17 protein-coding genes and 1 riboswitch are annotated in these 19,479 nt (G+C 71.3%); of the genes, 3 read left to right on the top strand and 14 right to left on the bottom strand.

The features are described 5' to 3' along the window. From IG86_RS0124610 to IG86_RS0124580, 7 genes are all read right to left on the bottom strand, one after another. The gene (locus IG86_RS0124610; RefSeq protein ID WP_030899658.1) at window positions 1–1,617 is read right to left on the bottom strand and encodes a GMC oxidoreductase; all 1,617 of its coding nucleotides are present in this window, start codon (window positions 1,615–1,617) and stop codon (window positions 1–3) included. A gap of 232 nt (window positions 1,618–1,849) precedes the next feature. After that, the gene (locus tag IG86_RS0124605; protein ID WP_030833074.1) at window positions 1,850–2,992 is read right to left on the bottom strand and encodes a glycosyltransferase family 4 protein; all 1,143 of its coding nucleotides are present in this window, start codon (window positions 2,990–2,992) and stop codon (window positions 1,850–1,852) included. Window positions 2,993–3,012: 20 nt separating this feature from the next. Continuing rightward, window positions 3,013–4,143, bottom strand: a complete 1,131-nt coding sequence (locus IG86_RS0124600; RefSeq protein ID WP_051785387.1) for a hypothetical protein — start codon at window positions 4,141–4,143, stop codon at window positions 3,013–3,015. A 46-nt stretch (window positions 4,144–4,189) separates the two neighbouring features. Then, complete coding sequence (locus IG86_RS0124595) at window positions 4,190–5,251, bottom strand: C40 family peptidase (RefSeq protein ID WP_030833068.1); 1,062 nt, start codon at window positions 5,249–5,251, stop codon at window positions 4,190–4,192. Window positions 5,252–5,495: 244 nt separating this feature from the next. Further along, complete coding sequence (locus tag IG86_RS0124590) at window positions 5,496–6,524, bottom strand: C40 family peptidase (RefSeq protein ID WP_030833064.1); 1,029 nt, start codon at window positions 6,522–6,524, stop codon at window positions 5,496–5,498. A 252-nt stretch (window positions 6,525–6,776) separates the two neighbouring features. Then, entirely contained in the window at window positions 6,777–8,141 is a 1,365-nt protein-coding gene (locus IG86_RS0124585) for an NYN domain-containing protein (protein ID WP_030833062.1), read from the bottom strand. Window positions 8,142–8,184: 43 nt separating this feature from the next. Beyond that, entirely contained in the window at window positions 8,185–8,424 is a 240-nt protein-coding gene (locus tag IG86_RS0124580) for a hypothetical protein (RefSeq protein WP_008738811.1), read from the bottom strand. Between the two features lie 123 nt (window positions 8,425–8,547). Here IG86_RS0124580 and IG86_RS0124575 point away from each other — a divergent pair, with 123 nt between their 5' ends. Both IG86_RS0124575 and IG86_RS0124570 read left to right on the top strand, forming a co-directional pair. Then, window positions 8,548–9,282, top strand: a complete 735-nt coding sequence (locus IG86_RS0124575) for a rhomboid family intramembrane serine protease (protein WP_030899652.1) — start codon at window positions 8,548–8,550, stop codon at window positions 9,280–9,282. After that, window positions 9,279–9,560: an Lrp/AsnC family transcriptional regulator gene (locus IG86_RS0124570; protein ID WP_030036325.1), complete on the top strand. Its 282-nt coding sequence runs from the start codon at window positions 9,279–9,281 to the stop codon at window positions 9,558–9,560. The genes IG86_RS0124575 and IG86_RS0124570 overlap by 4 nt, the downstream gene beginning before the upstream one ends. 697 nt (window positions 9,561–10,257) lie before the next feature. Here IG86_RS0124570 and IG86_RS0124565 read toward each other — a convergent pair. The 6 genes from IG86_RS0124565 to ctaE form a co-directional block, all read right to left on the bottom strand. Further along, the gene (locus tag IG86_RS0124565) at window positions 10,258–11,670 is read right to left on the bottom strand and encodes an aminotransferase class V-fold PLP-dependent enzyme (RefSeq protein ID WP_030828754.1); all 1,413 of its coding nucleotides are present in this window, start codon (window positions 11,668–11,670) and stop codon (window positions 10,258–10,260) included. 222 nt (window positions 11,671–11,892) lie between these two features. Then, window positions 11,893–12,009, bottom strand: a riboswitch (SAM riboswitch). An 86-nt stretch (window positions 12,010–12,095) separates the two neighbouring features. Then, the gene (gene trpD / locus IG86_RS0124560; RefSeq protein WP_030828751.1) at window positions 12,096–13,160 is read right to left on the bottom strand and encodes an anthranilate phosphoribosyltransferase; all 1,065 of its coding nucleotides are present in this window, start codon (window positions 13,158–13,160) and stop codon (window positions 12,096–12,098) included. A 164-nt stretch (window positions 13,161–13,324) separates the two neighbouring features. Beyond that, complete coding sequence (gene qcrB / locus IG86_RS0124555; RefSeq protein ID WP_030828748.1) at window positions 13,325–14,953, bottom strand: cytochrome bc1 complex cytochrome b subunit; 1,629 nt, start codon at window positions 14,951–14,953, stop codon at window positions 13,325–13,327. Then, a complete protein-coding gene (qcrA, locus tag IG86_RS0124550) occupies window positions 14,950–16,008 on the bottom strand; it encodes a cytochrome bc1 complex Rieske iron-sulfur subunit (protein WP_030828746.1) in 1,059 nt (352 codons plus the stop codon). Before qcrA ends, qcrB begins: the two co-directional genes overlap by 4 nt. Then, window positions 16,005–16,814 (bottom strand): cytochrome bc1 complex diheme cytochrome c subunit, encoded by an 810-nt coding sequence (qcrC, locus tag IG86_RS0124545; protein ID WP_030036316.1) that lies wholly within the window; start codon window positions 16,812–16,814, stop codon window positions 16,005–16,007. The genes qcrA and qcrC overlap by 4 nt, the downstream gene beginning before the upstream one ends. A 76-nt stretch (window positions 16,815–16,890) precedes the next feature. After that, on the bottom strand, window positions 16,891–17,511 hold the full coding sequence (gene ctaE, locus IG86_RS0124540; RefSeq protein WP_030036314.1) for an aa3-type cytochrome oxidase subunit III: 621 nt from the start codon (window positions 17,509–17,511) through the stop codon (window positions 16,891–16,893). A 199-nt stretch (window positions 17,512–17,710) separates the two neighbouring features. Between ctaE and IG86_RS0124535 the strand changes: the two genes are divergently transcribed. Continuing rightward, window positions 17,711–18,115 carry a hypothetical protein gene (locus tag IG86_RS0124535; protein ID WP_030828744.1) on the top strand — a complete coding sequence of 135 codons (405 nt, stop codon included), beginning with the start codon at window positions 17,711–17,713 and terminating at the stop codon, window positions 18,113–18,115. Between the two features lie 54 nt (window positions 18,116–18,169). Here the strand turns inward: IG86_RS0124535 and IG86_RS0124530 are convergent, their stop codons facing one another. Then, window positions 18,170–19,414, bottom strand: coding sequence for a L,D-transpeptidase (locus IG86_RS0124530; protein WP_030828741.1), 1,245 nt, complete (start codon window positions 19,412–19,414; stop codon window positions 18,170–18,172). Between the last annotated feature and the right edge of the window lie 65 nt (window positions 19,415–19,479).

Genomic DNA, 19,479 nt, shown 5'->3' with positions numbered 1-19,479 from the left:
TCAGCGGGGGTCCTCGGCGAGGATGCGTGCCATGTTCCGCTCGGCGAGGGCGGTGATGGTGACGAACGGGTTCACGCCGAGCGACCCCGGGACCAGGGAGCCGTCCACCACGTAGAGCCCCTGGTAGCCCTTGGCCCGCCCGTACGCGTCGGTCGCGTTCCCGAGGACGCAGCCGCCGAGCGGGTGGTAGGTGAAGTCGTCGGCGAAGGCCCTGTTCCCGCCGAAGAGGTCGTAGCGGTAGATGGTGAAGTTGCGCCGGTTGATGCGGTCGAAGAGGTTCTTCGCCGCGTTGACCGCGGGCGCGTTCTGGTCCCGCCGCCAGTTGAGCCGCGCGGAGTCGCTCGCCGCGTCGTAGGTGAAGTGCCCGCGCTCCGGGTTCTTGGTGATGGCCAGGTACATCGAGATCCAGTGTTCGAGGCCCATGGGGAGCGGGGCGATCTCGGCGAAGACCGGGTTCGCGGCGTTGTCCCAGTCGTCGATGCCCAGGGCGGGCATGGTGGACTGGTTGCCGCCGACCGTGTCCCACAGGTGGTTGGCGCGCGCGGTCATGACGTTGCCGTTGGGGCCCCAGCCGCGTCCGACCTCGCCGCTGAGCGCGGGCAGCGCGCCCGTCTCGCGGGCGCGCAGCAGGATCTCGGTGGTGCCCAGGCTCCCGGCGCCGAGGAAGAGCTGCCGGCAGCCGAGTTCGCGGACCTGGGTGACCTTTCCGGTCACGTCGCTGGTCCGTACCGTCAGCACGTACCCGCCGGCCGGGTCGGGCCGTACGCCGACCACGCGCTGCATGGTCTCGATGGTGACGTTGCCGGTGCCGAGGGCGGCGGCGAGGTAGGTCTTGTCGACGCTCTTCTTCCCGTGGTTGTTGCCGTAGATGACCTCCCCGGCCAGTGCCGAGCGGGGCGCGGTGCCGGCCGCCTCGCGCTTCATGTGCTCGAAGTCGTAGACGTTGGGCACGAAGACGGTCCTCAGGCCGGTGTTGTGGGCGTGCTTGCGGGAGATCCGGGCGAAGCGGTACCACTCGGTGGACTCGAACCAGCCCGGGTCGATGTCGCCCACGCCGAGCATGGCGCGGGCTCGGGGGTAGTAGGTGCCGTACATCTCGTCGGCGTCGACGCCCGGGAAGACCTCGGTGAAGTACGAGCGCCTGGGGGTGGGCGCCATGCCGCCGTTGACGAGGGAGCCGCCGCCGACGCCGCGTCCCACGTAGACCGACATGTCGCCGTAGTTCACGCGGTCCAGCACGCCCGGGTACGGGCTGATGTCGCGGTTGACCACGTCGAGCCAGAGGAACTGCGCGAGCGGGGCCTCGGTGCGGGTGCGGAACCACATGGAGCGGTGGTCGGGGGCGGACGTGGAGGGGAAGACCTTGCCGTCGGGCCCGGGGGTGTTCCACAGCCGGCCCATTTCGAGGACGACGGTGCGCACGCCCGCCTGCCCGAGCCGCAGGGCGGCCACGGCGGAGCCGTAGCCGGAGCCGACGACGATGGCAGGGGCGTAGTGGGCGGCGGCGGGCTCGACGGCGGCGGCGGAGGCCGCTCCGATCCGTGTGAAGCCGAGCGCGGCGGCGGTCGAGAGGGCGCCGAGCCCCAGCATTTGACGGCGCGTCAGGTTGGGTGTCATGGCCGCATCATGAGCGGATTCCAGCCGTCCGCCCAGACGCGGTGTTGACAGACATCTGAGGAACAGTCAGACATGGCGGCGCAGCTGGTTGCCGGCGGCTCCGCCGTCGGGGCTCCGCCGAATTCAGCCCCGCCGGCGTTTGAGGCGCGGGGGTCCGGGGGCAGGGCCCCCGGCAGCGGCGCCGCACCAGCACCGGCACCGGCACCGGCACCGGCACCGGCACCGGCACCGGCTACAGCAGCTCGCGCAGGCGGTCCGCCAGGAGGTCCCAGCGCCACTTCTCCTCGACCCAGGCGCGGCCGCGCTCACCCATGCGGGCACGCAGGTCGGCATCCTGCAGCAGGGCCACGATCCGGTCCGCCGCCTCCTCGGGCACGCCGCCCCGCACGACCCAGCCCGTCTCACCGTCCAGCACCGCGTCCGGCGCCCCGCCGGAGTCGCCCGCGACCACCGGCAGGCCCGTCGCGGAGGCCTCCAGGTAGACGATGCCGAGCCCCTCCACGTCGAGGCCGCCCCGCCGGGTCCGGCAGGGCATGGCGAAGACGTCGCCCGCGCCGTAGTGCGCGGGGAGTTCGGACCAGGGGACCGCTCCCGTGAACACCACCGAGTCGGCCACGCCCGTGGACGCCGCCAGCTTGCGCAGGTCCTCCTCGTACGGGCCGCCGCCGACGATCAGCAGTACGGCGTCCGGCACCGCGGCCAGGATCCGCGGCATGGCCTCGATCAGCGTGTCCTGGCCCTTGCGCGGGACCAGCCGCGACACGCACACCACCACGGGCCGGTCCGAGAGGCCGAGCCGCGCCCGGATCCCGTCGCCGCCCGACGAGGGGTGGAAGGTCTTCTCGTCGACGCCCGGCGGGAGTTGCACCATCCGCGCCGCCGCCCGGTCCGTGACCGCCGAGGCGATCCGGGAGCGCGTGTACTCCCCCAGGTACGTCAGCGTGTCCGTGCCCTCGCCGATCCGCCGGAGCAGCTGCCGCGCGGCCGGCAGCTGGGCCCAGCCCGCCTCGTGCCCGTGGGTGGTCGCCACGATCCGCCGGGCGCCCGCCCGCCGCAGCGCCGGGCCCATCAGCCCGAGCGGGGCGGCGGCACCGAACCACACGGACTCGCAGCCGTGTTCGCGCAGCAGGCCGACGGCCCGCCGCGTCACGCGCGGGGTCGGCAGCAGCATCGTCGTCCGGTCGCGGACCACCTGGAACGGCTGCTCCGCGTCGAAGGCCGCGGTGGCCTCGCGGCCCTCCGCGCTGTGCTTCCACGTGGAGGCGTAGACGACGACCCGGTCGGGATCCAGCCGCAGCGCCATGTTGTGCAGGAAGGCCTGGATACCGCCCGGTCGCGGCGGGAAGTCGTTGGTCACGATCAGGGTCTTGTGCATCGCCTGCCGACAGTACCCGCTCAGCTCAGCTCCTCGCGAAGGGACTCCCGCCAGGCCTCCGTGAGCCCGGCCCGGTCCACGCCGAGGGTCTCGCGCAGCGCTGTCTCCAGCGGCTCGCGGCCCGCCCGCCCGTACAGGTCCGCCAGCGCCTTCTCGCCCCACTTCGCCGCGATCAGCCGGCAGGCCAGCCACGCGCCCTCGTACGCCCGCGCCGCCGCCTCGGGGTCGCCGCCGAAGGCGAAGTCCTCCGTCCTGGGCAGCTCCCCCGGCAGCTCGCCGCGCCGCACCGCCCTGGCGAGCGCGGGGGCGGCCCGCCCGGGTGCCGCGGACGCCCCCCGGTACGCCGCCCAGTCCGCGAAGCCCTCGGACAGCCACAGCGGGGTGGTGGCGGTCGTCGCCGCGCGCGTGGCCACGTGCGTGACCTCGTGGGTCAGGATGATCCGCCGGCCCTCCGCGCCCAGGCCCGCGTACCCCTCCGGATTGACCACGACCCGGTCCGCGGGGGCCGGGCCCGCGCCCACCCGGCCGGTGGTGACGGCGCCGAGGCCCCGGTAGGTGTCGGCGGGCCGGCCCAGCAGCCGCCCCATCGCGTCGAGGGAGCCGGGGACCAGTACGACCACCCGCCCCGCCCAGGGCCCGGGCCAGGCGGCGCTCGCGGCGGGCACCGCCCGGTCGGCCTCGGCGGCGATCTCCCGCAGCGTGCCCGCGCTCTGCCCGGCCCCGCCGAGGACCAGGGAATGCGTACCGGAGGCGACCGAGACCGCTCCCTGGTCCCACAGCTGCGGCAGGGCGCCCGGCGCGGGCCGGTCGGCGCTCACCCGCCAGGTCCCGCCCGCCCGGACCAGCTCCATCTCGCGGGCCGACTCCTCGGGGGCGGTGTCGTAGCCGGCCAGCCGGTAGCGCAGCCGGGCCCGTACGAGGGCCCGCTCGCCGTCGCGCCGGACCGAGGCGACCTCGTACGCCCGGTCGGCGAACGGGATCCCGGCGAGCCCCTCGGCCGTCACCCGCGACCAGTCGGCGACGGCCCGGCGGACGTCCCGCTCGGCGGTGTCGGCGGTACCGGCCGGCCGCGGACCGCATCCGGCGAGCAGCGCGCACAGCAGGACCGGCACGAACGGCCGGATGCGCGACGGACGGCGAAGGCGGGGCATCCGCCGATCGTACGCAGGGTGCCGGGGGCGGCGCGGGCCGCGGGGGTCAGGGGCGGGTGACCGCCGAGACCGGCATCATCCCGACCGGGTCGTAGCGCACCCGGGCCCCGGGGTAGGGGGCGTGGACGACCTGGCCGTTGCCGACGTACATGCCGACGTGGCTGGCGTCGGAGCGGTACGTCACCAGGTCGCCCGGGCGGGCCTGCGACAGCGGGACCTGCCGCCCGGCGTGCCGCTGGGCCTGCGAGGTGCGCGGCAGCGAGACGCCCGCCTGCCGGTAGGACCAGACCATCAGCCCGGAGCAGTCGAAGCCGGACGGGCCCGTGGAGCCCCACACGTACGGGCGGCCGACGGCGGCCCTGGCCGCCATCACGGCGGCCGCGGCGCGGCCCGAGGAGGGGCCGCCGGCGCCCAGGGGGCCCAGGTCGGGCAGTGCCTCGTGGCGTCCTCCGGAGCGCGAGGAGCGCTCGAAGTCGGCCCGCTCCTCGGACGGCATGGAGTTGAGGAGCCGCCTGGCGGCGGCGAGCTTCGCGGTGACGGAGCGCTTGTGGCGGGCGACGTCGGAGCGCAGGGCGTCGAGTTCGGCGAGCTTGCGGGAGGCCTCCGACCGCACCTGGCCGAGCCGGCGCTGCTCCTCGCGCAGTTCGTGGAGCTGGCGGGCCTGACGCTCGGTCAGCCGGTCCAGGGCGGCGGCCTGGGCGAGGTAGGCGTCGGGGTCCTCGGCCAGCATCAGTCCGACGGCGGGGTCGATGCCGCCGCTGCGGTACTGGGCCCCGGCGAAGGTGCCGAGGACGCCGCGCATGGTGTTGATCCGCTCCTGGCCGCGGGCCACCGCGTCCTGGGCCCGGTCGACCTCGGTGCGGAGCCTGGCGGCCTTCTCCCCGGCCTCGTTGAAGTGCTCGGTGGCCTGCTCGGCCTCCTCGAAGAGCCGGTCGACCTGGGCGCTGACGCCGGATCTCCCGCCGCCGGGCTCGTGCGGGAGGCCGGGGGCCGCGCTCGCGGGTGCGCCCGCCATGGCGACCGCGGCGGTTGCCGCGGCGGCGGTGAGGACGGTGACCTTCGCGTTCCGGTCGAGGCCGCCGAGCCCCGGCCGACGATGTGACGCCACGTGCACCCGCTCCCTTCCGCTGAGCGGGGCCCGGGTCCGCCCTCCGTGGGCGGCCGTGTGCCGGGTTCCGCGCTGGCAGACAGTAGCCGTGCCACCACGCACCGACCAACGACCGCCGGAGGGCGCACACACCGACGCCCCACCGGAGACGCAGGTCACCGGCGGGGCGTGTGGTCAGAGCGGGGCCGTGGAATTCGCCCGGATGGGCGGCGTACGGCGCGTCCCGCGCTCGCGGTGGAGCGGGTCAGCCGATGCGGACGCCGAACTGGAAGGGCATGTTGTCCATCGACTCGTACTTGATGCCGCCGCGCGGGTTCGAGGCGTGCAGCGTCATGTTGTTGCCGGCGTAGAGGCCGACGTGGTGCAGGTCGCCGTAGAAGAAGACCAGGTCGCCCGGCTGCAGCTGGCTGCGGCTGATGCGGGTGCCGTCGTTGGCCTGGGTGTAGGTGACGCGGCTGATGTTGACGCCGGCCTGCTTGTACGCCCACTGGGTCAGCCCGGAGCAGTCGAAGACGCTGGGGCCGGTGCCGCCGGACTGGTAGGTGAAGCCCAGCTTGGTCTTGGCGGCCGCGAGGGCGGCTCCCGCGCGGCCGGACGCCTTCACGTCGCCGAGGTCGACGCGCTGGCCGTCGGCGCGGCTGGCGCGCGTCTCGTCGTCCTTGAGGGCCGCGCGCTCCTGCGCCGTAAGGGTGTTGAGGAGGGCCTGGGCGGCGGCGAGCTTCTCGGTGGAGACCTTCTTCTTCTCGCCGAGCTCCTTGCGGGTGGCGTCGAGGTCGGCGAGCTTGCCGGCGGCCTCCTGGCGCTGCTGCGCGAGGGTGCGCTGCTTCGCCTGGATCTTCTGGACCGCTTCGACCTGCTTGCCGCTCAGGTGCTCCAGGGTGGAGGCCTTGTCGAGGTAGCTGTCGGGGTCCTCGGAGAGGAGGAGGGCGAGGGAGGGGTCTATGCCGCCGTTGCGGTACTGGGCGCTCGCCATCGAACCGAGCGCGCTGCGAAGGTCGTTGAGCTCGCTCTGACCGCGCGCGACCTGGTCCTGGATCTGCCCGATCTCCTTCTCGAGGGTCTCCTGGCGCTCCTTGGCCCCGTTGAACTTCTCGGTGGCCTGTTCCGCCTCTTCGTAGAGGGCGTCGACCTGGGTCTTGACCTCGTCCTTGCTCGGCTTCGCCGGAGCGGCGGAGGCGCTCTGCGCGGTGAGGGCGACGGCCGCGGCCGCGACCGAGGTGAGGACGGTCACACGAGCGCGAGTCGGCTGCTTGGGTCGACGGTGGGACGCCACGAAGGCGAGCTCCTTCTTCCTAGAGCCGCCGAAGAACGCAACTCGGCAGCACCTTCGCCGCCACCCCGAATGAGTGATCTACCGCACGAAGGTTTGAGCAGACCCTAGTGACCCAGCTGTGATCAGTTCAAATCCTGCCGGGAAAAAACTCGGCCCCCGACCAGGTTCTTTACCTTCACCGCACGCTCCGTGCCGGGCACTTGACGGTGCGTCCTCCACATGACCCACCAATTCCGGCATTCGGGCTGGGAGTTAGGAAACGCGCGAAAGCCGCTTCAGCAACAAAGCGGACGTTACGGGCCGCGCTCCGGCCTTGGCCACGCCGTCGGCGACCTCACGGTCCGTGGAGACCACCACGACCGGCCGGCCGGGCGGCTCCGCCCGCACCAGCTGGCGGATCAGCTCGTCGGCCGTCACCCCGGCCTTGGAGAACAGCACCCGCACGCCCCGCGGCGGCGCGAGCAGCACGGGGGCCGCCAGCTCCGCGCCGTCGAAGACGCACGTCATCTCCGCACCCGTCTGCGCGGCCAGCATCGACAGCCCGCCCAGCAGCCGCAGCCGCTGCTTCTCCAGCGGCATCGTCGGATAGCCGGTCTTGGTCACGTTGTAGCCGTCGACGACCAGATGGGCCTGGGGCAGCGCCAACAGCTGGTCCAGCAACGCCGGATCGGTCTCCGACAGGGCGCGCGCCGCGATGTCCTTCGGCGTCATCCGGCCCGGCTCCACCGCCTCCACCGTGTCGGCCGGGCGGGTGTTCACCGGCGGCAGCGCCAGCTCACGGCGCAGCCCCTGCGCCGCGTCCAGCACCGTGTCCAGCAGCAGCCGCAGCCGCATGTCCTCGATGCTGCGCCCCTCTCGGGTCGCCCGGCGGGAGGTCTCCAGCGCCGTCTCCACCTCCGCGAGCCGGGACTTGAGCCGCCGCGTCTCGCTCTCGGCCGCCGCCACGCGGGCCGCGGCCTCGCCGCGGATGCCGTCGATCTCGGCGGTCACCTTGCGCAGGGCCGCCTCGCCGCGCTTGACGTCGCTCAGGGCGCTGCGCAGCCGGCGCTGAAGCGATTCCGCTTCCTTCCGCGCCGCCTCCAGCTCGACCCGTACCTGCTCACCGCCCGTGCGCTGCAGTTCCCGTACGTGCTCCAGCTCCTCGCGCAGGCGGTCCAGCTCGCGCCGGGTCTCCTCGCCCACCCGCTCGGCGTCTGCGCGCTGCGCCTCCTCGCCCGCCGCGGCCACGAGCTTGACCCATCCGGTGGGCCTCAGGACGAAGGCGGCGGCGGCCACGTCCAGCGGATCCGCGGCGGCCGGCGGCGCGCCGGACTCCAGCGCGGCGGCCAGGTCCGCCTGCGCCTCGCGCAGCTTCTCGGCGACCCGGCTGCGGAACACCGGATCGGTCTCGACCGCGGCGGCCATGGCGTTTCCGGCGAACTTGGCCCGCCGGGTCGGGGTGAAGCGGGCGTACTGGCGCAGCTGCGCCGGCAGGTCCGCGACCGTCAGCGCGCCGAAGGCGTCCGAGACGAGCGCGACGACCCGGCGCCGCACGCCTTCCGGCAGCGGGCGGTCGAGCGCCTCCGCGGCGTCGCCGGCCGCGTCGGCCGGCCCAGCGCCGCTTGCTGGCTCCACAATCCGTCACCCCTACCGTGATGGTCTACCTGCCGACGGGGCTCCGTCAGGAGTCCGCGCCCGGCCTGTCCACGAGCTCGATCTGGTCCACCGCGTTGCACCAGCGACATCGGACCGACTCGATGGTCTCATTGACCACCTCTCGCTCCTCGACCTTGGGCTCCCCGGCGAGGTCCAGGTGGACGTACTCGACGACCTTCGACGAACGGGTGACGTCGAAGCGCGTGAGGTTGCCGCACAGGGTGCAGCGCCACCGGGTGGTGTCGGTCGGCAGGGGAACCGTCATCGGCCTGCTCACTCCTTCGTAGCTCATTCAATTAAAGCGGTCGTTCGGCCGTCCGCGTCGGCCTGTGGACCGCAGCTCGTAACCCTACGGCCTGCCACCGCTTCAGGTGGGGCACGTTGCGTCATGCTCTGTCACATGATCGTAAGGTGGCAGGCTGTGCGCGAGGCTGCCCGGGGACCGGTGGTCACCCACGCGCTGATCGCGGGCTGCGGTGTGGTGTTCGTACTGAGCCCCGCCTCGGGGCTCAATCCGGTCTACGGGACCGGCGACGAACTGCTGAGCGCGGGCACCGCGTACTTCCGGCGCTGGGGCGTGGTCCCGGACGAACTCTTCACGGACACCCCGCGCGCCTGGCTGACGCCGCTCACCGCGCTGTTCGTCCACGGCAGCTGGCTGCACCTGCTCGGGAACATGCTGTTCCTCTTCGTCTTCGGCGCGATGGCCGAGGAGCGGATGGGCCGTCCGGCGTTCCTCGTCTTCTACCTCTGTACGGGCTACCTGGCGCTGGCGGCCTACGCGGCGGCCAACGCGGAGTCCGCGCAGACGCTGGTGGGTGCGTCCGGTGCGATCTCGGCCGTCCTGGGGGCGTTCCTCTATCTGCTGCCGCGGGCACGGGTGACGAGCCTGTTCCCCTTCCTGTTCTTCCTGCCGCTGCGGTTCCCGGCGTGGCTCGTGCTGCTGTTCTGGTTCGCCCTGCAATGGGTGGCCGCGCACCGCGCGGAGAGCGGTCCGGGAGTCGCCTATCTGGCCCATCTGGTGGGGTTCTCGGTCGGCTTCCTCTACGCGTGGGCCCGCTATCGGGGTACGACTAGAGTGAGTCGACCAGCGACGGCCACCGAGGGAGACAGCCAGCCGTGATCACCGCGATCGTGCTCATCAAGACCAGCGTGGACCGCATCCCCGAGATCGCCGAGTCCATCGCCGCGCTGGACAGCGTCAGCGAGGTCTACTCCGTGACGGGGACCTACGACCTGATCGCGCTGGTCCGCGTGAACCGCCACGAGAACCTGGCCGACATCATCCCCGGGCGCATCAGCAAGATCCCGGGCGTCGAGGCGACGGACACGCACGTGGCGTTCCGGACGTACTCGCAGCACGACCTGGAGGCGGCGTTCGCCATCGGCCTCGACGCCTAGCGCCGGCTCCGGCGCGGTCTGGTGCGCTGCTCGCGCCGTTAGCCGGGCTGTGCCCGGACCCGCGCCTCAAACGCCGGCGGGGCTGGAATGGTGCGGCCTGCTCTGCGAGCGGCTCGGCGGTGTACGGCTCGCTTCGGCGTGGCCGGGGTCGGTGCGGTCGGTGCGGGGGGCCGGGGTGGGGTGTCTCCTCGGCTCGGCGCGTTCGAGCGGTCTCGGTCGTACCCGGTGGTCGCGCGCTCGTCCTGCGGGGACACCCCACCCCGCCCCCCCTCCCCTCCACCCGCGAAGCCGCATGGGCCGGAGACCCCAACGGGATCCCCGGCACTGCCGGAGTCGGCAGGGGGGTGGAACCCAACGGGATCCCGGATTGCTGCCGAAGCGGGCGGTGGGGTGGGGACACGTAGGAGGGTCCCCGCAGGACGAGGCGCGACCACCGGGCACAGCCGCGACATGCCCGAACGCGCCGAGCCGAGGAGACCCTCCTGCGGGGCACCACCCCACACCGGCACACCGACAAGCACCCCGACGGGCCCGGGCCGTACACCGCCGGGCAAGCCCGCAGGGCACCGGCAAGCACCCCTACGGGCCCGGGCCGCACACCGCCGAGCACCCCGCAGGGGACGGGCACCACCCCACACCGGCAAGCACCCCGACCGGCACGAGCCGTACACCGCCGAGCAAGCCCGCAGGGCAGGGGTTACGCCCGGGCGGACGCCCCGCGGAGCGGGACGCAGCGGCCTTCCTCCGTGCGGTACTGCCACTTCGCGCCGTCCGCGACCAGCTCCCGGACCGCGCCGAGGAAGCGGTCCACGTGCTCGTCCGGGGTGCCGGCGCCGAAGCTGACGCGGATGGCGTTGAGGGAGCGCTCGCCCGGGGCGGCCTCGGGGGCCCCGCACTCGCCCTGGGCCTGCGGCTCGCTGCCCAGCAGGGTCCGCACCAGCGGGTGGGCGCAGAACAGGCCGTCCCGTACGCCGATCCCGTACTCGGCAGAGAGCGCGGCGGCGAAGTGGGAGCTGTTCCAGCCGTCCACGACGAAGGAGATGACGCCGACCCGCGGGGCGTCGTCCCCGAAGAGGGACAGGACCCGTACGGCCGGGACGTCGGCGAGGCCCTCGCGGACCCGGGCCACGAGCCGCTGCTCGCGCGCCACCAGGGTCTCGAAGCCCGCCTCGGTCAGGGCCCGGCAGGCGGAGGCGATGGAGTAGACGCCGATGACGTTCGGGGAGCCGGCCTCGTGGCGGGCGGCCGTGGTGTGCCATTCGACGTCGACGCCGCCGTCCTCGCGGCGGGAGACCTTACGGGAGGCCCCGCCGCCCGCCAGGTACGGATCGGCTTCCTGGAGCCAGTCGGCGCGGCCGGCCAGGACGCCCGAGCCGAAGGGCGCGTACAGCTTGTGCCCGGAGAAGGCGACCCAGTCGACGTCGAGGTCCCGCACGGAGACGGGGTGGTGCGGGGCCAGCTGGGCGGCGTCCAGCACGATCCGCGCGCCGTGGGCGTGCGCGGCGGCGGCGAGTTCCTTCACCGGCCACAGCTCGCCGGTGACGTTGGACGCGCCGGTGACGCACACGAGCGCCGGACCGTAGGGGTCGCGGTCGGCGAGCGCCCGCTCCAGGATGGCGACGGCCTCGTCCGGGGTGCGCGGCGCGTCGAGGTAGGTGACCTGCGCGTTCGTCCACGGCAGGAGCGAGGCGTGGTGCTCGGTCTCGAAGACGAAGACCTGGCAGCCGGCGGGGAGCACCGCGGCGAGCAGGTTCAGGGAGTCGGTGGTGGAGCGGGTGAAGACGACCTGGTCGGCGGGGCGGCAGTCGAGGAACTCGGCGACCGTGACCCGGCTCTGCTCGAACAGGTCGGTGGAGAGCTGCGAGAGGTAGCCGGCGCCGCGGTGGACGCTGCCGTAGTACGGGGCGTAGGCGGCCACGTCGTCCCAGACGCGCTGGAGGGCGGGGGCGCTGGCCGCGTAGTCGAGGGCCGCGTAGGTGACCTCGCCGCCGGTGACGAGCGGGACGGTGACGTCGCGGCCGAGGACGGCGAGCGGCTCGGCACAGGCGGGGTCCTGGGCGGCGGTGGTGGCGGTGGCGACAGTGGCGACGGCGTTCAGGGATGCGGACATGGCGGTATCTCCCGGCAGGCAGGGCGGAATGGCTTCGGTGTGCCCGTACGCGGGTACGGCGGTGCGGCCGTCCGGGGTACGGGAGGGTCCTCGGACCGGACTGTCGGGGTACGCGGAAGTGACCCTGGTCCGAGGGGGTGAAGTTGGGGCGTCAGTCGCCCTATCGCATTCGCTTGCTCACGGAAAACGCTCCTCGAGAGACCAGGACCCCTGGTGTCGAGGGATCCGCGCTTGCCGTAGGCCTTGCTGCCTACGACCTGGTCATCACCCGGGGCACCCCGCCACGGAAGGAGGGTTGCCGGACAGCAAGCCGGGGCCTAAACGCTGTCACTCGTGACCTGGTCAGCATCCTGCCACAAGATCCGCCGCGCACAAGACCCCGGTCCGAATGGCGGACCGGGGTCTGGCGCGAAACGTGTGCCGGGTCAGGCGTTGCTGGCCGTCACCCAGCGCTCCAGGGCGGCCCGGGCGGCACCGGAGTCGATGGACTCGGCCGCACGGGTGATGCCGGCCGCGATCTGCTCCTCCAGGGTGCCCGTGCCCGGGTCGAGGGCGACGAGGGCCGCAGCCGAGTTCAGGAGCACGGCCTCGCGCACGGGGCCGGTCTCGCCGGCCAGCAGGCGGCGGGCCACGTCGGCGTTGTACGAGGGGTCCCCGCCGGCCAGTGCGGAGACGTCGACGAGGGAGATGCCGACGTCGCGCGGGTCGAAGGACTGCTCGGTGACCTTCCCGTCGCGGACCCACCAGACGCGCGAGGTCGCCGTGGTGGTCAGTTCGTCGAGGCCGTCGTCGCCCCGGAAGACGAGCGCGGAGGAGCCGCGCTCGGCGAGCACGCCCGCCACGATGGGGGCCATCCGGGGGTCGGCCACGCCCGTGGCCTGGGCGCGGACGCGGGCCGGGTTGGTCAGCGGGCCGAGGATGTTGAAGGTGGTCCGGATGCCCAGTTCGCGGCGGGCTCCCGCGACGTGCCGCAGGGAGGGGTGGAACTTGACCGCGAAGCAGAAGGTGATGCCGGCCTCCTCGGCGACCTCGACGACCCGGGCGGTGCTCAGGTCGAGGTTGACGCCGAGCTTCTCCAGGACGTCGGAGGAGCCGCTCGCGGAGGACGCGGCCCGGTTGCCGTGCTTGACGACCTTGGCGCCGGTGCCGGCCACCACGACCGCCGACATCGTGGAGATGTTGACCGTCTTGGCCCCGTCGCCGCCGGTGCCGACGATGTCGACGGTGCGGCCGGGCACCTCGATGAGGTTGGCGTGCCCGTACATGGCCCGCACCAGGCCGTTGATCTCCGCGACCGTCTCCCCCTTGGCGCGCAGGGCGACCACGAAGCCGGCGATCTGGGCGTCGGTGGCCTCCCCGCGCATGATCCGGTCCATGGCCCAGGCGGTGTCGTCGGCGCTGAGGTCCTGGCCGGTCAGCAGGGCGTCGAGGACGCCCGGCCAACCACGGGCCGCCACGCTGTCGCCGCCTGCCGGGGTCGCAACGTTCATGGTCCGCTCCTGCTGTTGATGGGGGTTCCACGTCGAATGGGTCGGAGATCAGCCTATCCAGCCCCGGTTACGGCAAAGAGCCCCGTCCAGACACTGGACGGGGCTCTCGCCGTGGCGACACCAGGACTGACCGAAATCAGTCCCTCATGCGGTGGTGCGGGAGATCAGTGGTGGCCGTGGCCGGACTGGATCTCCTTGTACTCCTCCACCGTGGGCTTCGGAATCTGGTTGCCCTCGGCGTAGAAGCCCTTGCTGAGCTTCGCGCGCAGCTTCTCGGTGGCCTTCACCTTGCGCTCGACACCGTTCTCGTCGACCGTCGGGCCGATCTCGATCGGCTTGTACTGCTCGTGCGCGGTGAGGGTGTGCAGCGTGCCCTGCGGGAGCGGCTCGTGGACCTCGACGAACTCACCGTGCGGCAGACGCTTGATGATGCCGGTCTCGCGACCGTGCAGCACCTTGTCGTGGTCCCGGCGCTGGAGGCCGAGGCAGATCCGCTTGGTGACGATGAAGGCGAGGACCGGGACGACGAAGAAGCCGATCCGGACGAACCACGTGATCGAGTTGATCGACAGGTGGAAGTACTGGGCGAACATGTCGTTGCCGCCGCCGATGAGGAGCACGATGTACTCCGCGATCCAGGCGACACCGAAGGCCGTACGGGTCGGGACGTTGCGCGGGCGGTCCAGGATGTGGTGCTCGCGCTTGTCGCCGGTGACCCAGGACTCGATGAACGGCCAGACGGCGATCGAACCGAGCACCAGCGGGAAGAGCAGCAGCGGGATGAACACGCCCAGGACGAGCGTGTGGCCCCACAGGTTGATCTCCCAGCCGGGCATGGCACGGATCAGGCCTTCCGGCATACCCATGTACCAGTCGGGCTGCGCACCGGTGGACACGTGGTCCGGGCGGTACGGGCCGAGGGCCCAGATCGGGTTGATCGAGGCGACGGCGGCGACGACCGCGATGACACCGAAGACCAGGAAGAAGAAGCCTCCGGCCTTGGCCATGTAGACCGGCAGCAGCGGCATGCCGACGACGTTGTTGTTCGTCTTGCCGGGGCCCGCGTACTGGGTGTGCTTGTGGTAGAAGACCAGGATCAGGTGGGCCACGAGGAGGCCCATCATGATGCCGGGCAGCAGCAGGATGTGCACCGAGTAGAAGCGCGCGACGAAGTCGCCGCCCGGGAACTCCCCGCCGAACAGGAACATCGACAGGTACGTGCCGACGACCGGGACGGACAGGATGGCGCCCTGCATGAAGCGGACACCGGTACCCGAGAGCAGGTCGTCCGGCAGCGAGTAACCGGTGAAGCCGGTGAACATGCCGAGGACCAGCAGCAGGAAGCCGAAGATCCAGTTGACCTCGCGCGGCTTGCGGAACGCGCCGGTGAAGAAGACGCGCATCATGTGCACGATCATCGCCGCGACGAAGATCAGCGCCGCCCAGTGGTGGATCTGGCGGATCAGCAGACCACCGCGGACGTCGAAGCTGATGTCGAGCGTCGAGGCGAAGGCCTCGGACATCAGCACGCCCTGCATCGGCACGTACGAGCCGTGGTACTCCACCTCGTTCATGCTCGGGTGGAAGAACAGCGTCAGGTACACACCCGTGAGGATGATGATGATGAAGCTGTAGAGGCAGATCTCACCGAGCATGAAGGACCAGTGGTCCGGGAAGATCTTGCGCATGTTGGCCTTGGCGAGGCTGTAGATGCCCAGGCGGCCGTCCGCCCAGTCCGCTACGCGCTCTCCGGCCGGCGCTTTGCGCGCCTTGGTGTCAGTGGCGGTGCTCATCCGCGCTCCCAGAATGCAGGACCGACGGGCTCTTCGAAGTCGCCGAGCGCTTCGAGGAAGCCTTCGTCATTCACGCCGATCCGCAGCTGCGGAAGGGCGTGCCCGGCCGGGCCGAAGATGACGCGGGCGCCGTCGGAGAGGTCGAAGGTGGACTGGTGGCACGGGCAGAGCACGTGGTGCGTCTGCTGCTCGTACAGGCTGATCGGGCAGCCGACGTGGGTGCAGATCTTCGAGTAGGCCACGATCCCGTCGTGGGACCACTCGAGTTCCTGCTTGTCCTTGATGTCGTCCGGCTGGATGCGGACGATCATCAGGGCGGCCTTGGCGATCTGCGTCTGGAAGTCGTGCTGGTGCTCGTCCAGGCCCTCGGGCATGGCGAACGTCAGCGAACCGACGAGCACGTCCTCGGGACGCAGCGGCTCCATCGTGTTCTGGTTGATGAGCAGCTTGCCCTTGGCCCACATGGTGTGGCGCAGCTTTTCCTCGGGCAGCGGGCCCAGGTCGCGCATGATCACGACGGCGGAGAGCGGCAGCATGGCCAGCGCGCCCAGCATCGTGTTGCGGATCAGCGGCCGGCGGCCGATGCCGGACTCGTTCGCACCGTCGGCGAAGTCCTGGAGGACCTTCGCCTTGACCTCCGGCGGAGCGGCGATCTCGTGGCGGTCGTCGGCGACCTCGACGTCGGACATCAGGGTGCGGGCCCAGTGGACCGCGCCCGCGCCGATGCAGAAGAGGGCCGTGCCCAGCGTCATACCCAGGGCGAAGTTGAGCGCGCTGACCTTCCCGAGCGGGAAGATGAAGACGATCTTGTCGACCGGGAAGATCACGTACGAGGCGATGAAGCCGATCGTGGCCAGCATCGACAGCGTGAACAGCATGGCGACGGTGCGCTCGGAACGCTTCGCCGCACGCTCGTCGATGTCCTGGATGCGCGGCTTGTGGACCGGCAGGCCCGGGTCGGCGAACGGGTCGTCCGCCACTGCTACGCCACCGTGGTGGGCGTCGCCCTGCTCGCTCGGCAGGTGCTTCTCTTCGGGAATCTCTTGGCTACTCATGACTTCTTGGCCTTAGCGGTGTGGGCCGCGACCCAGACGGCGACAGCGATCAGCGCACCCAGAGCGAAGATCCAGCCGAACAGACCCTCGGAGACGGGGCCGAGGCCACCGAGCTTGAGACCACCGGGGTTGGTCGACTTCTCACCGTTCACGTTCTGGAGGTACGCGATGATGTCCTTCTTCTGCTTCTCCGGCATGGTGCTGTCGGGGAAGGAGGGCATGTTCTGCGGGCCGGTCTGCATGGCCTCGTAGATGTGCTTCGGCGAGACGTCCTCAAGGTTGGGGGCGTACTTGCCGTTGGTCAGCGCGCCGCCTTCACCGGTGAAGTTGTGGCACTGCGCGCAGTTGTTGCGGAACAGCTCACCACCGTTGGCGATGTCGGCGTCAGCCGGGTCGTACTGCTTCTCGGTCGGCGTGATCGGGCCGGCACCGAGGGAGGCGATGTACGCGGCCAGCTGGTCGATCTGCGCCTGGGTGTAGATGACCGGCTTCTTCGGCACCTGGGCGCCGGGCTGCTGGGCGGGCATGCGGCCCGTGCTCACCTGGAAGTCGACGGCCGCGGAGCCGACGCCGACCAGGCTCGGGCCGTCAGAGGAACCCTGACCGCCGGTTCCGTGGCAGCTTGCGCAACCCACGGCGTAGAGCTTCTTGCCCTCCTCGATGGCGAGGGACTGGGCGGTTTCATCGGCCTGCGCCTTGCCCGCGGGAGCAAAGGCGGCGTACAGCCCCCCAGTGGCCGCCAGCGCGAGGAGTAGAACGACGACCGCCGCCAGCGGATGGCGTCGTCGTGCGGAGAGCTTTTTCACGGATTACCCCGGTGTCAGGATCTTCTGCGTCGGTGTGTCTGGATGGAGTGCCGGGTCGGACCCGGTGACGTGTTCGCTACTTGATCAGGTAGATCGTGGCGAAGAGGCCGATCCAGACGACATCGACGAAGTGCCAGTAGTAGGACACGACGATGGCCGACGTGGCCTGTTCGTGGGTGAACCTCTTGGCCGCGTACGTCCGGCCGAGGACCAGCAGGAAGGCGATGAGACCGCCCGTCACGTGCAGACCGTGGAAGCCGGTGGTCAGGTAGAAGACCGAGCCGTACGGACCGGACGAGAGGCTCATGCCCTCGTGCTTGACCAGCTCGGTGTACTCGAACACCTGGCCGCCAATGAAGATCGCACCCATGACGAACGTGATGATGAACCACGTCCGGAGCTTCTTCACGTCACCGCGCTCCGCGGCGAATACGCCGAGCTGGCAGGTGAGGGAGGAAAGCACCAGGATCGTCGTGTTCGTCGCCGAGAAGGGCAGATTCAAGGCCGAGGCCTGCTCTGTCCAGTACTCGGGACCTGTCACGGATCGCAGGGTGAAGTACATCGCGAAGAGGGCCGCGAAGAACATCAGCTCGGAACTCAACCAGATGATGGTTCCGACGCTGACGAGGTTCGGCCGGTTGACCGTCGGGTGCGCGTGCCCGGTATCTACTGTCGTTGCTGTCGCCACGACCGACATTATGTCGGTCGCTTATCCCGCCCTCACCCCGGGGGGTGCCGTTCGGAGTGTCAGGGGCGTGTGCAAGGCCCGAACGGCCCATCAGATCACCTCTCCGAACGGCCCCGTGCACATGTCCGAACCGATGTTGACGGGGCGGTGGGAGGAGTAGCATCCCGCGCAACATCAACGTGATTCATGGGACACGTGGAGGATCGAAATGCGGGCGACTGCGCGGGTTCTGGTCTACAGCGACGACGCGGGCACCCGGGAGCAGGTGAGACTGGCGGCGGGCCGCCGTCCCGCCGCGGATCTGCCGCCGGTGGAGTTCCTGGAGTGCGCGACCCTGCCGGCGGTCCTGTCGGAGCTGGACGCCGGCGGCATCGACGTGTGCGTGCTGGACGGCGAGGCGGTTCCGGCCGGCGGCATGGGTGTGTGCCGGCAGATCAAGGACGAGATCTTCCGGTGTCCCCCGGTGCTGCTGCTGATGGGGCGTCCCCAGGACGCCTGGCTGGCCACCTGGAGCCGTGCCGACGCCGCCGTGACCCTTCCGGTGGACCCGGTGGAGTTCGCGGACGCCCTGGCGCGCCTGCTGCGTTCCCGGCTGTCCTCCTCGGCGGCCTGACCCCCGCCTGCGGCCGGCCCCCGGACCGGGTCCGGGGGCCCTGCCCGCGCGGGCTCAGACCGTCGGCCTGAGGCGGGCCTGGTCGACGTGGCTGCGGCCGTCCTGGGTGCCCTTGAGGAGGGCGCTGCCCTCGCGCCAGTCCTTCCAGTCCATGTTCCAGTCCCCGAAGCCGTTGCCGAAGATGTCCATGTCTTCGCCGATGCTGTTGATGACCTGGACGATGTCGCCCTCGGTGATGTTCTCGTAGAACCAGGCGGCGTTGCCGGTGCTCATGCCGGTGCAGCCGTGGCTGACGTTCGCGTAGCCGTGGGAGCCGACGGACCACGGGGCGGCGTGGACGTATTCACCACTCCAGGTGACGCGTGTGGCGTAGTAGACGGGCAGGTTGTAGTACTCGCTGCCGCCGATGCCGACGGTGTCCCCGCGCATCTGTACGTAGTACTGCTTGCCCAGCACCACCTTGATGCCGTTGCGGGTGGAGAACCCGGGCTTGCCGGTGGTGACCGGGATGGAATTGATCACTTCTCCGTTGCGCTTGAAGGTGAGCCAGTGCGAGGAGGCGTCGGTGGTGACCTCGACGCGGTCGCCGATCTCGAGCTTCAGCGGCTTGGCGGCGGCTCCGTGGAGCTCGTCGGTGATCTTGATGCCCTCCAGGTTGCTCCGTACGGAGACGGTGGTGTTGGCGGGCCAGTAGTCCTTCGGGCGGTAGTGCAGGTTCTTGTCGTCGACCCAGTGCCAGGCGCCTTCGACCCCGGCCGGGGCGTCGACGACCAGGCCGCGTTCGACGACTGCGCGTGCCGCCTTGTCCTTGACGGGCTCGTTGAGTTCGGCGGTGAGGGGCTGGCCGACGCCGTACTTGCCCTCCTCCGGGCCGAATTCGACCTTCAGGACCCCCTTGGACGGGGTGGTGTCGAAGGCCATCGTGCGCTGGCCGGGGGTGCCCCGCTGGTCCTCCGTGCGCACGGTGACGGTGTAGCGGACGCCTGCGGCCATGGGGGCGGTGCTGTGCCAGCGGTCCCCCTTGGCGCTGAGTTCGCCCGCCAGGCGGCGGCCGTGGGTGTCCACGGCCGTGACGTCGGTGATCCGGCTGCCCTTGTTCTTGGCAGTGATCTCCAGTGGCCGGTTGGGGTCGACGGGGCGCCTGCCTGCGGTCTGGTTGAAGGCGACCTGATCGCCCGCGTCGACCGGGCGGGCTGACAGCGGGTTGTCGCCGGACCCGCATGCGGTGGCGCCGGCCCCGAGGGACGCGACCAGCAGGGAGCAGCTGAGTACCGTCCAAAGACGCGGTGAGTGCTTCATGGGGCCAACGCTATGAAGATATGACAATTACGGCGCGCGGGGTGACTGCAAACGAGGGGCCCGGA

Origin of the sequence: Streptomyces virginiae, assembly GCF_000720455.1 — a bacterium.
Lineage (GTDB): Bacteria > Actinomycetota > Actinomycetes > Streptomycetales > Streptomycetaceae > Streptomyces > Streptomyces virginiae.
Note: the sequence above shows the minus strand (reverse complement) of the source record. Positions and strands in the feature narration are given on the sequence as shown.